The sequence below is a fragment of the Curtobacterium sp. MCBA15_004 genome (assembly GCF_001865055.2).
Taxonomy (GTDB): Bacteria; Actinomycetota; Actinomycetes; order Actinomycetales; family Microbacteriaceae; genus Curtobacterium.
This window is the reverse complement of record NZ_CP126266.1, coordinates 296,909-310,934: the sequence shown is the minus strand read 5'-3', so window position 1 is coordinate 310,934 and position 14,026 is coordinate 296,909. Positions and strand designations below refer to the sequence as shown.

General features: G+C 73.1%; 11 protein-coding genes. 5 read left to right on the top strand and 6 right to left on the bottom strand.

The genetic code is table 11. The features are described 5' to 3' along the window. The first annotated feature begins 47 nt into the window (after positions 1-47). Positions 48-461 carry a BLUF domain-containing protein gene (locus QOL16_RS01525; RefSeq protein ID WP_071282886.1) on the top strand — a complete coding sequence of 138 codons (414 nt, stop codon included), beginning with the start codon at positions 48-50 and terminating at the stop codon, positions 459-461. 10 nt (positions 462-471) lie between these two features. On the opposite strand, the gene QOL16_RS01520 is transcribed toward QOL16_RS01525, so the two are convergent. After that, the gene (locus QOL16_RS01520) at positions 472-702 is read right to left on the bottom strand and encodes a hypothetical protein (protein WP_071282883.1); all 231 of its coding nucleotides are present in this window, start codon (positions 700-702) and stop codon (positions 472-474) included. A gap of 41 nt (positions 703-743) precedes the next feature. Here QOL16_RS01520 and QOL16_RS01515 point away from each other — a divergent pair, with 41 nt between their 5' ends. Together QOL16_RS01515 and QOL16_RS01510 are read left to right on the top strand one after the other, a co-directional pair. Beyond that, positions 744-929: a hypothetical protein gene (locus QOL16_RS01515; RefSeq protein WP_071282881.1), complete on the top strand. Its 186-nt coding sequence runs from the start codon at positions 744-746 to the stop codon at positions 927-929. A gap of 11 nt (positions 930-940) precedes the next feature. After that, positions 941-1,735: a hypothetical protein gene (locus QOL16_RS01510; protein ID WP_071282879.1), complete on the top strand. Its 795-nt coding sequence runs from the start codon at positions 941-943 to the stop codon at positions 1,733-1,735. A gap of 222 nt (positions 1,736-1,957) precedes the next feature. Here QOL16_RS01510 and QOL16_RS01505 read toward each other — a convergent pair whose 3' ends face one another. Next, positions 1,958-2,716, bottom strand: coding sequence for an SDR family NAD(P)-dependent oxidoreductase (locus QOL16_RS01505; protein ID WP_071282877.1), 759 nt, complete (start codon positions 2,714-2,716; stop codon positions 1,958-1,960). Positions 2,717-2,806: 90 nt separating this feature from the next. Between QOL16_RS01505 and QOL16_RS01500 the strand changes: the two genes are divergently transcribed. Together QOL16_RS01500 and QOL16_RS01495 are read left to right on the top strand one after the other, a co-directional pair. After that, positions 2,807-3,403 carry a TetR family transcriptional regulator gene (locus QOL16_RS01500; protein WP_071282875.1) on the top strand — a complete coding sequence of 199 codons (597 nt, stop codon included), beginning with the start codon at positions 2,807-2,809 and terminating at the stop codon, positions 3,401-3,403. Between the two features lie 147 nt (positions 3,404-3,550). Next, positions 3,551-4,102, top strand: a complete 552-nt coding sequence (locus QOL16_RS01495; RefSeq protein ID WP_071282873.1) for a GNAT family N-acetyltransferase — start codon at positions 3,551-3,553, stop codon at positions 4,100-4,102. 221 nt (positions 4,103-4,323) lie between these two features. On the opposite strand, the gene QOL16_RS01490 is transcribed toward QOL16_RS01495, so the two are convergent. From QOL16_RS01490 to QOL16_RS01475, 4 genes are all read right to left on the bottom strand, one after another. Next, the gene (locus tag QOL16_RS01490) at positions 4,324-6,549 is read right to left on the bottom strand and encodes an Ig-like domain repeat protein (protein WP_071282871.1); all 2,226 of its coding nucleotides are present in this window, start codon (positions 6,547-6,549) and stop codon (positions 4,324-4,326) included. Positions 6,550-6,791: 242 nt separating this feature from the next. Beyond that, positions 6,792-8,180 carry an FAD-binding oxidoreductase gene (locus QOL16_RS01485; RefSeq protein WP_175473047.1) on the bottom strand — a complete coding sequence of 463 codons (1,389 nt, stop codon included), beginning with the start codon at positions 8,178-8,180 and terminating at the stop codon, positions 6,792-6,794. A 532-nt stretch (positions 8,181-8,712) separates the two neighbouring features. After that, positions 8,713-10,197: a hypothetical protein gene (locus QOL16_RS01480; protein ID WP_217637611.1), complete on the bottom strand. Its 1,485-nt coding sequence runs from the start codon at positions 10,195-10,197 to the stop codon at positions 8,713-8,715. After that, complete coding sequence (locus QOL16_RS01475) at positions 10,194-13,970, bottom strand: ACP S-malonyltransferase (RefSeq protein ID WP_071246603.1); 3,777 nt, start codon at positions 13,968-13,970, stop codon at positions 10,194-10,196. Before QOL16_RS01475 ends, QOL16_RS01480 begins: the two co-directional genes overlap by 4 nt. Between the last annotated feature and the right edge of the window lie 56 nt (positions 13,971-14,026).

Sequence of the window (14,026 nt, the reverse complement as noted above, 5' to 3'; positions counted from 1 at the left end):
AGGAGTTGACTGCTGGGACCCGACCCGACCGTCGAGATGGAGTCCCGATGCTGTCCCTGATCTACTCGAGCGTCGCGACGCGTCCGCTCGGTGACGACGACCTGGCCCACCTGCTCGAGCAGAGCCGACGGGCGAACGCCGAGAACGACATCACCGGCGTGCTGCTGTTCCGGAACGGGTACTTCCTGCAGCTGCTCGAGGGGCCGGACCGGGCGGTGCGCACGAAGATGGAGACCATCAAGCACGACGACCGGCACACCAAGGTGACCGTCCTGCTCGAGGACGTCGTCGAGGAGCGGCAGTTCCCCGAGTGGACGATGGGCTACCCGGCCGAGGACACCGACGTCGAGCAGGCGCCCGGCTACCGGACCACGTTCGACGACCTCGACGGCGGCGCCCAGGTGGCGTCCCTGCCGGCGCTCCGCGAGCTCATCCGGTGGTTCCGGCCCCGCGGGGACTGACGGGGCAGGGTCAGTCCGTGGTCAGGGCGCGGTGCAGGTACGCCAGGCGTGCGCCTGACCGGACGGCCGGGAGGCGCCCGCCGTTCTCGAGGGTCGCCAGCCCGTGGACCGCGGCCCAGGCGACCTCGGCAGCCGTCCCGTCGGATCCGGGGAACGCTGCCTCGATCGCGGCGAACGCGCGCTGCAACGGCCCGGCCCCGGCACCGGTGCCGAACTCCAGGCCCGACGGCATCGAGAACATCGCTTCGTAGACACGCGGCTGGTCGGCCGCGAACGCCAGGTATGCCGTCGTGGTCGGTGTTCGGCGACGACGACCGGAACATCCCGGTCGCGTCGCACCGCTGGATGGCCGAGCGCGCCGGGTTCGTCGGCGTCACCGAGCTCGCGGGCGCATCGCACGCGATCGCGGTGTCGCAGCCGGACGCCGTCGCCGCCGCGGTGCTCGCCGCGGTCCGCCACGGCGCCTGACCGGGAGACCGATGGACGAGCCGCAGGACGCCGAGCACCCGGACACCGGGTACACCGGCGAGCGCCCCGGCGAGGACCGCTGGACCCGGCACACCACCGGGCACACCGGCGAGCACCCCGAGACACGGCACGCCACCGGGCACCCGGAGGCCCGGCACTCCGCCGCGCACCTGCCGGACCGCACGAGCGCGTTCTTCTCGGCGCTCCTCAACGAGCAGTTCGTCCTCGAGTCGGCGAGGAACGCGACCGTGTCGGAGTCGGGCACGAGGGCGTCGATCTACCTGACGACGCTCTCGAGCAGCCTCGTCGCGTTCGGGTTCCTCGCCGACACGCCCTTCGCCGTGGTGTTCCTCGCCGCGGTGCTGCCGATCGTGTTCCTGCTCGGGGTGTTCACGTACGTCCGCCTCGTCGAGACCTCGCTCGAGGACGTCGCCGCCCTCGCCGCCCTGCAGCAGATCCGTCGGTACCACCGGCGGCTCCTGCCCGGCGCCGAGCGGTACTTCCCGATGCCGGTGCGCGGGCACGCCCCGAACGAGATGCTCGACATCGGCGGGACGGCGTCGTGGCGGCGGGTGTTCTCGACGCTGTCGTCGGCGATCGGCGCGGTGAACTCGATGGTCGCCGGTGCCGGGGTCGTGGCGCTCGTGGTCCGGTTCGCACCGGTCCCGGTGTCGGTCGGCGTCGGGGTCGCAGCCGTGCTCGTGCTGTTCGTCCTGCACGGGCTGTACCAGGAGCGCCGGTACGCGGCGCTGCCGCGGATCGTGCGTGCGGCGCGGGCGGCGGCGGAGCCGCCGGTCACGGACTGAGCAGGCGCGGTCCGGGCGGGTCGGCCACCGCCGGGTGCGCACGCACCGGACGGGAGGCGCGGGTCGGCCCGGCACCGCGCCTCCCGTCCTGTGGACCTGCCGGACCGGAGGTGCGGGTCGGCCCGGCACCGCGCCTCCCGTCCCGTGGACCTGCCGGACCGGAGGGGCGGGTCGGCCCGGCACCGCGCCTCCCGTCCGGCTGCCGGCTGCCGGCTGCCGCGGTCACCAGGGCACGCGACTCCCGTCCCACGACCAGAGCGCACCCGTCGGACCGTCGTCCGGCAGGAACGCGAGCCGGAGCGCGCCCGCGGCGGCCTCGGCCGGCGCACCACCCACGTCCATGCCCGCGACGAGGTTCGTCCGACGCAGGCCGGGCGCGAGCGCGTTCACCTTGACGCCGTCGCCGACCGCCTGGGCGGTGAGCACGGTGACGGCGTTGACGGCGGTCTTCGAGCTCCGGTAGGCCAGGCCGCCGCCCCGCGTGCGCTCCCGGTCGAACTGCGGGTTCGGGCCACCGGTCCACGCCAGGGACCCGGTACCGCTCGACACGTTCACGATGCGCGGGTGCGCGGACTCGCGCAGTGCAGGGAGGAACGCCTGGGTCACGGCGACGAGGCCGAAGACGTTCGTCTCGTAGGCCGTCCGCAGTTGGTCGAGCGACGTCCCCGTGACGTCCTCACCACCGGGGTTGACCCCGGCGTTGTTCACCAGGACGTCCACCGCTCCGACGTGTGCCGCGGCGGCTGCCACCGACGCGGGGTCCGTCACGTCGAGCTGGACCACGCGCGCTCCGGCGCCGAGCTCGGCAGCGGCGCGTCGCCCCCGCTCCGCGTCGCGCGCGCCCATCCACACGGTCACCCCGTGCTCGAGCAGCTGGCGCGCGGTCTCGAGCCCGATGCCGCTGTTCGCACCGGTGACGACGGCGATCGTCCCGGGTCCGGGCAGCTGGAGTGCCTCCGGCAGGTGGTCTGGTCCGTGCATGGGTGTTCCCCTTCTCCAACTCCAACGGTGTGGTTGGAGAATACGCCTCCTCGTGCCGATCGCCAACCGCCGCGTCGGTACCCTGGTCCGGTGGCATGGGACGTCGAGGGGACACAGCGTCGGCTGCGCGAGGCCGCACGCACGGAGTTCGCCGCGCACGGGTTCGAGGGGACGACCGTCGCCGCCGTCGCCGCTCGGGCCGGGGTGAACAAGGAGCGGCTCTACAGCTACTTCGGCGACAAGCGAGCACTCTGGGACCTCGTGCTCACCGGCGAACTCGAGCGACTCGCCGCCGCGGTGGGTCTGTCCGGCGCCGGACTGGACGACATCGGCGAGTTCGCGGGCGCGACGTTCGACTACCACGCGGAGCACCCGGAACTCGGCCGGCTGCTGCAGTGGGAGGGCCTGCAGAGCGGCCCGCCCGCCGGTGCCGAGGTCCGCACGCAGCACTACCAGGAGAAGGTCGCGCGCTTCGCCGAGGCCCAGCGTCGCGGCGTGCTCGACCCGTCCGTCGACGCGGGACACCTCGTGTTCGCGCTGATCGCGCTGGCCGCCTGGTGGCAGACCGTTCCGCAGCTCGCGGCGATGATCACCGGTGCCGGGGCGGACGACCAGGAGGAACGCGCCGCCCGCCGACGCTTCGTGGTCGAGGCCGCGCGGCGGATCGCGTCACCGGACCACGGCTGATCGCGGAGCGGGGCCGGGTCGCCGGGGGACCTGCGCCACCGGCCGGCGCGGGGCGACGCTCGCCCGTCAGGCGTCGAGGACGGGCCGCTCGTCGTGGATCGCCTGCCCTGCTCCCCGGGGCGTCGGAGGCGTCGGTACGGTCGGTGCATGGAGTTAACGTTCCGCGCGACGGACCTCACACAGGAGACGGACCGGGAGTGGTTGACCACGTTCCTGACGTCGAACCGGTTCCCGTTCCACGTCAGGACCACGCCGACCCGCGAGTGGGTCGAACGGCGGATCGCCGACGGCGCCTACGCCGGCCCGGACCACGCGCTCCTCAGCGTCGGGATCGACGGGGTCGCCGAGGGCCTGGTGGTGCTCGACGACCTCGACGACGACGCACCGCTGATCGACGTCCGCCTCGCGGAACGCGCCCGGGGGCGGGGTCACGGCGCGCCGCTCCTGCGCGCGCTGGCGACGTACGTCTTCGCGTCGTTCCCGGAGGTCGACCGGATCGAAGCGCAGACCCGGGACGACAACGTCGCGATGCGTCGCGTCCTCGTGCGGAACGGGTGGGTGAAGGAAGCGCACTACCGGCGGACCTGGCCCGTGGACGAGGGCGAGGCTCGGGACTCGGTCGCGTACGCCCTCCTGCGCGACGATCACCGGACCGGGCGGGTGACGCCCTTCCGCAACGAGGCGACCCCCGAGCGCTGAGCGCTGCGTCGAGCGCCCGGACCAGGAGGTCCGCTGCCGTGAGCGCCGATCGGTGAGCGCCCTCGCTTCCACCGATCGACTCGACGATGTCGATGTCGATGTCGACGTCGACGTCGACGTCGACGTCGACGCCGTCGTGCTCGGACGAGACCCACTGCCCACGAACAGCAGAAGGGCCCGCCGAGCGTCGCTCGGCGGGCCCTTCCCTGTCGCGCTCGGGGTCAGTTCCGCCCGAGCCGGGTCCGCCGGACCAGGAGGAGCACCACGCCGGCGAGGAGCAGCGCGACCGCGAGTGCGGTGCCGGTCCAGAGCGCGATGGTCGAGCCCGTGAAGGCCAGACCGTGGACATCAGCCGCAGCGTGCGCAGCCGCCGAGGACGACGGTGTCGCGCCGGGCGCGGCGGTCGTCGGGGCGGGCGTCGGGGCAGGCGTGCTCGGGACGGTCACGACGACCGCGTCCTGCACGGTCACGACGAGCTCGTCCGAGGTCGACGCGGCGTACGCGGAATCACCGGAGTACACGGCGACGATGCGGTGGCGTCCGGACGCGAGCGACGCGACCTCGCAGCTGGAGTCCGGGAGCGTGACGGTGCAGAGCACCCGGCCGGCCTCACGGAACTCGACCGTGCCGGTCGGAGCGGGGCCGCTGCTCCGCGGGACGATCCCGCCGACCCGGAGGGTCACCGGGGCACCGGCGGCCACGGGCTGCGCGGCGTCCGGGGACGTCGCGGTGACGGCGGTCGGGAGCTTCGACACGAGGAGCGTGCCCGTGCCCTGGGCGGTCGCGTGGTCGGCGTCGCCGAGGTACGTCGCGGTGACCGCGGTGGTGCCAGCGCCCGGTGCGGTCAGCGTGCACGACGCCACACCGGCGGTGAGCGTCGCGTCGCAGAGCGCCGCTCCGGTCGTCGTCGCGGTGAACCGGACGGTGCCGGTCGGCACGGTGGCCCCGGTGGTCTCGGACGAGGCGACCGTCGCACGGAGCGTCGCGTCGTCGCCGACGGAGACGGATGTGTCGTCGACCGCGACCGTCGCGGCCTGCGGGGCGACCGTGACGCTGCCGGTGACCGTGACCGCCTCGGCGTCGATGGACGAGACGATCGTCGAGACCGTGGCGGTGCGGGCGGCGCCCGTCACCGTGAACGGGATCGTCAGCGTCGGCAGGTCGGTGCCCGCCGTGCGGGCGGCCGCGGCCTGCTCGCACGAGGCGACCTGGCCGGAGACGGAGCAGGTCCAGCCGTCACCGGACGCGCCGTCGGCCGACGGCGTGACGCCGGCCGGGAAGGTGGTCGTGGTGCGGACGGCGCGCGTCTCGGAACCGCCGTCGGCGGAGACCGTCGGGGTGACCGTCACGGTGCCGGAACCAGCGTGGGCGACGCTGGTCGCGCCTCCCGTCCGTGCCGTGAGCACCGGGACCGCGCCGGCGGCGGTCGTCGCGACGAGGTCGGTGACCTCGTGCACGTCGGTCGCACCACCGGTGCCGGCCGTGAAGCCGTAGGTGAGCTTGTAGGGGTAGCCGGTGGCCGGGTCGACCCACGACGGGTCGACACCGGCGACGTTGCCGTTCGGGTCCAGCTTCGGCAGGGCGCCCGTGACGACCTGCTGCCCGGCGCCACGGCTCGTGAAGATGACGGCGTACTGCCCGGCCGGCACCGACACGCTCGGGTTCTTCCGCGCCGACAGCGCCGACGTCGTCGGGTTGACGACGACCTCGACCGGCACGGCGACCACGCTGCGGTCGGTGGAGACGGAGCCGCGGAGCGAGCCGGCAGCGGGCGTGACGGAGGCCACGCAGTAGCCGGAGTACCCGTTGCCCGCGCCGCGGACGGTCACGGAGTTGCTCGCGCCGCCGCGGCTCTGGTCACCGACGCAGCCGGTGTAGTTGCCCGCGAAGCCGCCGTAGGTGTCGAACCCGACACCGAGGTAGGCGTGCTGCAGTCCCTCGGCCCCGCCTGCCGGGTACGCGGCGTAACCGAGCGAACCGCCGGTGTACCCGGTCCGCGTGGGGACGGCGGGGTTGTACGGGTCGGTCGCCGCCAGGTAGAAGACCATGCCGTCCGCGCCGCTGCCGTTGTACTGGTAGGTCGTGAACGACGCGTCGAGGCCCTTGTCCGTGGGGACCGCCTGCTTCGCGCCGACCGCGCCGATCTGCGCCTGTGCCGTCGAGGTGAGCCGGAGCGCGCCGGCGCCGGCCGCCTGGACCGCGCCGCAGCCGGGGATGGGCGACGAGGCCCGCGGCGCGGCGGTCAGGCACGCGCTGTTGCCGTTCGCCGCTGCCGGCGTCGACGGGAGGACCCAGCCGGTCCCGGCATCGGTACCTCGGAAGGTCTGATCGGTGAAGGTCGTCTGGGCCGGGGCGGCGGCACCGGCCGCGGTGACGTCGGCGCCGACGATCGCGAGTCCGGCGAGACCCGCCACGGCGAAGCCGGCGAGGATGGTGCGGACGCGCACGACGGCGCGCCTCTGAGGGCGTTGACGCAAGGGAGGCCTGTTCGGGTCAGGAGGGGTGACGACGAGGAGCACCAGCCCGGCTCGTCGACTCGGGTCCTCACACCGTAGAGCGGTTCCGGGCGGCGCCGAGCACCGGAGCTGTGCAGCACCCCCGTCCTGGGGTGGTGAACGGGGCTGCGTGTCCCGACGGAGCCCTCGTTCGTGAGTGATCTTCGTGGAGCACGTGGAGCACGTGGTGCCTGTCAGACCCAGTGCGGCTGCGCGAACGCCCCGTCCGGGTCGGCCAGTTCGGCGATGCGGTGCAGGCGGGAGGTGTTCACGTCGAAGTACGCGGACGGGTCGGTGATCGCCGCGTCGCAGTAGTTCGCGTAGGCGGCGTCGCCCCACGCGGGGCGCATCACCGACCGGAAGCCCCGCACGTACCGGTCGAACGGTGCCGAGTCGGTGCCGTCGGTGAAGACCGCCGTGTACTGCACCGTGCACAGCGCGGAGCGCCACGGGAACGGGGTGTCGGTCCGTCCGATGTCGGACACCGCACCGCCGAGGGCGTCGAGGGAGACACCGCCCTCGACCATGCCGGCCACCGATCCGGCTCGCTCGGCCTGCTGCACCAGGACCGCGATCTGCGCAGCGGTGAGCGCGGCGGTGCCGATCGACGACGTCGCCGCCTCGGACACCCGCACGGGCTTGCCGGCGAGCCGCCGCATCGCCTCGCCGTACGTCGTCTCGTCCGCGGTGTGCTGTGTCGGGGTCACACCGGTCGCGGCGATGAACCCGTCGACGGAGGCGTCCGCTCCGGACTCCGGCCCGGTCCACACGCCGGAGACCGCGACCGACGGCCCTCCGGTGTGCCGCGCACCGCCCAGGAGCTTCAGCGTCGACCACAACCGCCGGTCCGCCGTCGGCGCCCAGTCCTGCCACGCGCGCACGACCGCAGCTGCGGCGGACCACGGGAAGGTGATCCGGAACAGCAGGACGGGAGGCGCGGGCTGGGTCCGGAAGGTCAGTGACGTGACGACGCCGGCCGTGCCTCCACCGCCACCGCGGCACGCCCAGAACAGGTCCGGTTCACGGGTCGCGGAGACCTCGTGCACGGTCCCGTCCGCCGTGACGATGGTGGCCCCGGTGAGCTGGTCCGAGGTCAGACCGAACGAGCGGACCAGCACGCCGACACCGCCGCCGAGGGTCAGGCCGCCGATGCCCACGGTCGGACAGGACCCCGCCCCGATGGCCCGACCGGCCCGGTCGAGGGTGGCGTAGACGTCGGCGAGTCGCGCGCCGGGGCCGATCGTGACCGACTCACCGGACACCCGGACGTCGTCGAGCCCCGCGGTGCTGATGACGAGCGAGCGTGGGACCTCCGTCCCTGCGGCGCCACCGGCCGACCACCCGGTGTACGAGTGCCCGCCGGACCGCAGCGCGACCGGGGTGTGCGTGTTCCGCGCGAAGGCGAGCCCGGCGACGACGTCGTCGGTGTCCGCGACACGGAGGATCCCGCGAGGGTCCGCGTCGTCGAACCGTGGGTTCTCCAGCACCCGTGCCGCATCCCAGCCGCGGACGCCGGGCCGGAGCAGCGCCCCGGTGGTCGCCGCGGCCAGGGCGTCCCAGCTGTCCGGGCCGGCACCCGTCACAGGTGCACTGCTCCCCGGCGTCGCCGAGCCGCTCTCCCCGGGGGTCCGCGTCGGGGACGGCGTCGGCGCTGGTGTCCCGCCGCTGCACGCTGCGAGGATCCCGGCGAGGCCGATTCCCACGCCGCCGGCGATGAGTCCCCTGCGTGTGGTCGAGTTGGCCATTCGTTCCCCTCACCGCCTGCCGAGCGCAGGTGTCGCGAGCGACGGGGCAGCGGTTCCCTCGTCGTCCTCCCGCGAAGCGTCCCAGGTTCCTGACCACGCTGCAGTTCCCCCGCGCTGATCTGTCTACTCGGAGCAAGCCCCGAGCGCATGGGCATCGGCGAGGGTCCCTGATCGACGCCTCGCTGACTCTCCCCTGGGACGGACACGGCCTCGTTGCCGAACATCGTCTACGCCTCGATGATGCTCGACCAGGAAGCAACGCCGCGCGGGGCCATGGCCGGCTGGGTGCAGCGAGTGCAGGGGTTCGCCGACGGGCTCGCCGGCGAGGTCGAACGATCGAAAGACCAGCGTCGGCGTTGCGCGCAGACATTCACGGAAGTCTCCAGCGCCCGCCCAGCGCCCGCGGCTCGGGCGCACCGAGGCCGCGTTGCCGGAGCGCCCAGTTGATGAGCGCGTGGTCAAGCATGAACAGTCGGTTGCCTTCGTCTCGCCCATCAGGTGAGATCCGTGACACGACCCATTCGACAGCCGAGATCCCGCCGTAGTGCTCCGAGGCCGTGAAGCAGCGCTCGACCTGCCCGATCTCGGCCAGGGCCGTCATCGCGTACGCGAACGGGTAGGGGCGGTTGGCACGTCCGGCAGGATCGCTCTCGAGGTAGCGGAACGCTCGGACCATCCGGTCGACCATCTCGTCGGTGACGAGGTCCCGTCGCCCGGTCATCAACGCGGTCTGCACGAGGTACGTGTAGGAGATCCCGGACAGGAAGTAGTCGGCTCCCGGATCGATGCGATGGTGCGATCCGAGCAGGTCCTCGATGAAGGCGTCGAGGTCCGGCGCAACCAGGGCGGTACGGCCTGCTCCGTGCGCGGCGAGCAGCAAGTAGAGCCCCATGTGCGTGCGCTCCTCGGTGCCGAGGCGACCGTACAGGGCCACCGCCTCGGCGAACCGGGCGTCGACGTCCCCGCGGTCCCACCCGGACACCGCGATGCTGTTGAGCATCGTGACGAGAGGGTAGATGCGCGGGAATGCGGGTGACATCGGGCTCGGGAACGAGGGTTCGACGCCGATCTCGTCGGCTCGGTCGAGGACCTCGAGGACCTCGGTCACGACCGGGGCCGCGCGCTCGGCGTGACCGAGCACGGAGACGGCCGACAGCAGGACCGAGCCGCCTCGACCCCGGAAGAACGGGGACGGCACACCAGCGATCAGGGTGAGCGCCTCCCCGATGTGGTCCCGGTCCTCGGTGACGAGTCGGTCGCCGAGCCCGAGGTGCCAGAAGGCGAGGAAGGCCGCGGAGGACGCGGACAACCGTTCGTAGTCGCCGTGGCGTCCGGCGTTCTCGTCGGCGATCCCGTCGGGACGGATGTCGTCCACCATCGCGAGCACCTCGTCGGCGACGTCCGCGTACCCGGGTGTCGGGCGGACGAGGGCGTCCGGGCCGACGACGAGGCGGGAGAGCCCGCACTTCGCCGCGGCCTCGATCGTGATGCAGCCGGCCATCAAGCGGTAGTAGGCGTTCTCCTCTGCCCGCCCGGCCTCGAGTGCCCGGGTGAACCCCGCGGCGAGGGTCCGGTCGTCGGCGGGGTCGCTCGGGTCGCAAGCGCGGAGCACGACGTCGGACAGCAGGTGCGCGAACGCCGTGTAGTCGGTCGCGGCGGGGACCCGCTGTCGCAGCAGGTCGAACGTCCGGCGGATGCGTGCCGCGTCCGCCGGGTCGTACTGCTGGGGACGCTGGCCGAGGCCGATGCCGCGGACGATCCTGCTCCACGGGGTGGCGATGAGACGCGACTCGATGCCGAGCGGTCCGAGCGTTGCGGACCGGTTTCGTGGCTCCAGGCCGGCGGTGGCGTTCATCGCGCGCCCTCCTCGTCCACGGACACGGACGCGGATGCAGGCGAGACCGACGCGGCCGACGCGACCGCGTCCGACGCGGCCGCCACCGGCGGCATCGGCACCCCGAGGAACTCGGTCCTCGTCCTCTCGAGCAGTTCCACGGCCGCGTTCAACCACTTGATCCCCTCCGCGTAGATCGCGACTGGCCGGCGCTGGCTCAGCGGCGAGTCGATGAGCGTGCCGTCGATCTCGGGCAGGAAGTGGAACGGCGGCATGGCGGTGAAGTGGGTGCCCATCGTGAACACGAACCGGACGAGCCACCACGGGTCGTCGGGGATGGTCGGGTCGCCGTGCTCGTCGAACCCGTGGACGGCACCCATCACCTGCGGGAAGTAGTCGGCCATGCCACGGTAGGCGCGCTCGTACGGGTTCCCCTCGTGGAACCGGACGTCGACGGTCGGACTGCCGTCCGCAGCGGTGGCGACCTCGAGGTCGAACTGCTCGTAGTGCATCTCGTCGTACCGGCCGATCGAGTTGTGCCACGGCTTGTTGTCGTACATCGGGTCGTCCCGCGTCGAGCCGCCGTCGCTCCGGAACCCGATCGCGCGGGGGTCGAGGAACATCACGCCGATCGTCTCCGGGGTGATCTCCGCCAGTGCCCGGTCGATCGCCGCCTGGTCGGCGCCGCCCTCGATGAGCGCCTGCGCGCGCCGGAGTGGTGCGGTGTCGGCGAGCTTGACGTTCTCGGTGTTCGTGTCGCCCATGACCAGCGCGTGGACCCGGGGTTCGAGCACGGCGAGCCAGTCCGGGCGCTCGCGCAGCGCGGCGAGCAGCGGACCGACGTTCCGGAGCCGCTGGCCGTCGACGACGATGTGGTCGCTGTCGAGCAGCCCGGGTCCGAAGGTCGACGGCGCGGTCCGCCGGCACAGCGCGAGGCGGTCCTCGATCTTCCGGAGGTACTGCTCCTCGACGGTGTCGCCAGGTGCGGGCACCCGCCCGACCGAGTGGACGTCACGGTGCAGCACCCCGATGATCGCCTCGTACACGCGGGCCACGACCTGGACCGGCGGGCTGGTCCGTTCGACCCACCGGCTCACCTCCTCACCGGGGACGTAGGTCATCTCGTAGATCACCTCGCGGAACGCGTCCGTGTCCGTTCGCAGGTGAGCGGGGACGGGCAGCTCGCGCGCCACGACGTCGCCGACCGACGGGAACACCCGGCTGAGCGTCGGCGGCAGGGCCTGCAGGTACTCGGCCTGCTTCTGCGCCTTCGCGAACGGCGGGAGCATCACACCGGTGCCGGAGGGGTCCCAGCTCACGGTGCTGAGCGCGTCGGACAGCACCTTCCGGACCCGGCGGCCCGGGGCGTCGTCGCGTTCGATGAACATCGTCATGGACTCGCTGCCACCGGCACCGAAGCCGACGACGGTCTCGCCGGGCTCGATGTACGCGTTCACCGTGCTGCTGAGGATCTTGCGGTGCTGTGCGTAGCGGAGGACCTGCTCGTGCTCGGCGGAGCGGGTCAGCGCGGCGCGCTCCTCGGCGTCGTCGAGCGCGGGGTTCTCGCCCCGTCGCCAGAGCTCGCCGGCACTCCGCACGGAGACGACGTCGGCGCGGTGCGGCACGGTGCGGACCCGCCAGGACGGGAGGGTCGACCCCAGCGAGACGACGAGGCACACGCCGTTCAGCTGGATGCGACGCTCGGGTGCGTCGAGCGCGCCGTCGACGATCACGGCCCGGGTCGCGTCGAGGAGTTCGCGCCGTGTCGTCAGCGGGATGCCGTCCGGTGAGAGCACCGGGGTGGTCGCGCCGACGAGTCGGTCGGCGAGGACGGCCAGGTCCGCCGCGAGCGCGTCCTGGTCGCGGCCCTCCGGGTCCCGGAGGGAGCGTGCGACGAGCGGGACGACGTCGGCCGCCGGGACAGCGCCCGAAACGGCGAGCGCGATCAACCAGCCCGGCCGGTCGCTGCCCGCGAGGTGGTGGTCGGTCTGAGCGAGGAGCGCGGGACGGAAGGTGCGGACCAGTTCGAAGAGCGCGACGCGGTGCGCGACGAGCGCGAGGGCTGCTGTGTTCCAGGGGCCGGTGGACGGCCGGGAGGCACGGCCCACCTCCGGAGCGGACGTCGCCACCGCGCGTACCAGGTCGGCGTGGACGCGTTCCGCGAGCGGTTGCGCGCGCACGAGCCGCCGGAGGGTACGCGTGAGGTCCTCGGGCCCGGTGTCGAGCGGGCGTTCGAAGTGGAACACGAGTGACTCCGCGTGCGACGGGCCGTCGAGGTGGCGGACCGAGGACCCACCGGCGGCGTCGAGCACCTCGAGTTCGGTCCGGGCGTGCCCGAGCCGATCCGCGTTCCCCGTCAGGCGCTTCTTGACCCGGGCGCGGAGCACGAGTTCACCGGCGGCGACGTCGATGTCGTTGCGGTGCGCGTGGGTGGCGCGGAAGACCTCGAGGAAGCGCCGGAGGCCCGCCAGCCCGTCGTTCCGCGGACGGTCGGCGACGCTGTCCATCGTGGAGCCGATGACCCGGCGGATCCAGCGGTCGTGCAAGTCTGAGCCGGCGGCGGTGCGGAAGAGGGTTCGAAGGAGGTCGAACTCCGCGGCGCCGGGTCGCCCACCGGCTTCGGAGAGACGCCGGACCGTGGCGCGCAGCTGTCCGGACAGGGTGATCGCGGCCAGGAGTTCCTCGGCGGGGCCACCGGTCCAGGCCGCGGCGGGGGTCTCGGCGGCGTTCTGCGCGAGGAGGTCGAGGGACTTCCCGCCGGGACCGATCTCGAGCACCATGTCGGCGTCGAGCGTCCGGATCCGGGCGACCGTGGCCTCCGAGTCCATCACCCGGTCGGTCATCGCGAGCACGGCGTCGCGGACGTCCTCGGCGGTGCGGAGCATCCCGTCCCGGTGGTTCGCGACCACGGGGACCCGGGGGGCGTGGAAGCGGATGTCCTGCTCCGTCATCCAGGAGGACAGCGCGTCCCGGACGACGTGCATGCGGCTCGCGTGGGCGAGGAACGTCGTCGGTTCCTTGCGCTGCTCCGCCTCGATGAAGGGGTGCTCCTCGAGCAGCCGATGGAAGCGGTCGGTGTAGCCCTCCCGGACGTACACGTTGACCTGGCGCCAGGAGTAGCGCTTGTGCACCTCGACGTCGGTGGTCGGGACCGCTGCGGCCAGGTGGTCGAGCAGGTCCGCGAGCTGGTCGGCATCCCCGGTCAGGGCGATGACGTGCGCCGGCTCCCGGACCGGGCGGGTCCCGGGCGCGAACCGGGGGAGGTGTCGGCGGAGGCCGGACAGGAACGCGTCGTCGGCCTCGGCGGGCGGGGCATCGACCTCGGACGCCAGGAGCATGAGCGGCGTGAACGCCTCGGCGATGCGCACCCCGTCGCGCAGTCCGAGCGAGCCGGCTGCCACCGCGGCGACGAGGATCCCGAAGCTCTCCCCTGTGACGGCGGCGAACTCCAGGTCCGTGTCCTGCGCGGCCGCGGACTCCTGGAGCTGCCGGTGGAGGGCGATCGACTGCGCGAGGAACGCCGCACCCACCCATCCCTGTCGACGGAGACGGTCCCGCGGTGGCTCGGCTGACGAGCGCACACCGTCGCCCGGTCGTGGGTCGTGCAACGCGGACCCGGCCTCGTCGAGCACGTCCCGGACCGCGGGGCTGGTCATGGTGAAGGGGTCGTGCTCGCGGAACGCCGACCGGCTCCCCAGGCCCGGGAAGAACCCCACGATGCGAGCGGTGTGCTCCGCGCGCGGGCCGGCTCCGGCGGTGGTGGTGACGGTCTCCGATGTCGTCTCGATGCCCATGTGCTGCCTCCCCTGGTCGACGCGAGGCGAGCGTGCCTCACGTGCAGTTGAACAAA

Coding starts and splice junctions, on each gene's coding strand:
- QOL16_RS01505 (WP_071282877.1), bottom strand. CDS start 2,716: ATGCACGGACCAGACCACCTGCCGGAGGCACTCCAGCTGCCCGGACCC.
- QOL16_RS01525 (WP_071282886.1), top strand. CDS start 48: ATGCTGTCCCTGATCTACTCGAGCGTCGCGACGCGTCCGCTCGGTGAC.
- QOL16_RS01480 (WP_217637611.1), bottom strand. CDS start 10,197: ATGAACGCCACCGCCGGCCTGGAGCCACGAAACCGGTCCGCAACGCTC.
- QOL16_RS01515 (WP_071282881.1), top strand. CDS start 744: ATGCCGTCGTGGTCGGTGTTCGGCGACGACGACCGGAACATCCCGGTC.
- QOL16_RS01495 (WP_071282873.1), top strand. CDS start 3,551: ATGGAGTTAACGTTCCGCGCGACGGACCTCACACAGGAGACGGACCGG.
- QOL16_RS01475 (WP_071246603.1), bottom strand. CDS start 13,970: ATGGGCATCGAGACGACATCGGAGACCGTCACCACCACCGCCGGAGCC.
- QOL16_RS01510 (WP_071282879.1), top strand. CDS start 941: ATGGACGAGCCGCAGGACGCCGAGCACCCGGACACCGGGTACACCGGC.
- QOL16_RS01520 (WP_071282883.1), bottom strand. CDS start 702: ATGTTCTCGATGCCGTCGGGCCTGGAGTTCGGCACCGGTGCCGGGGCC.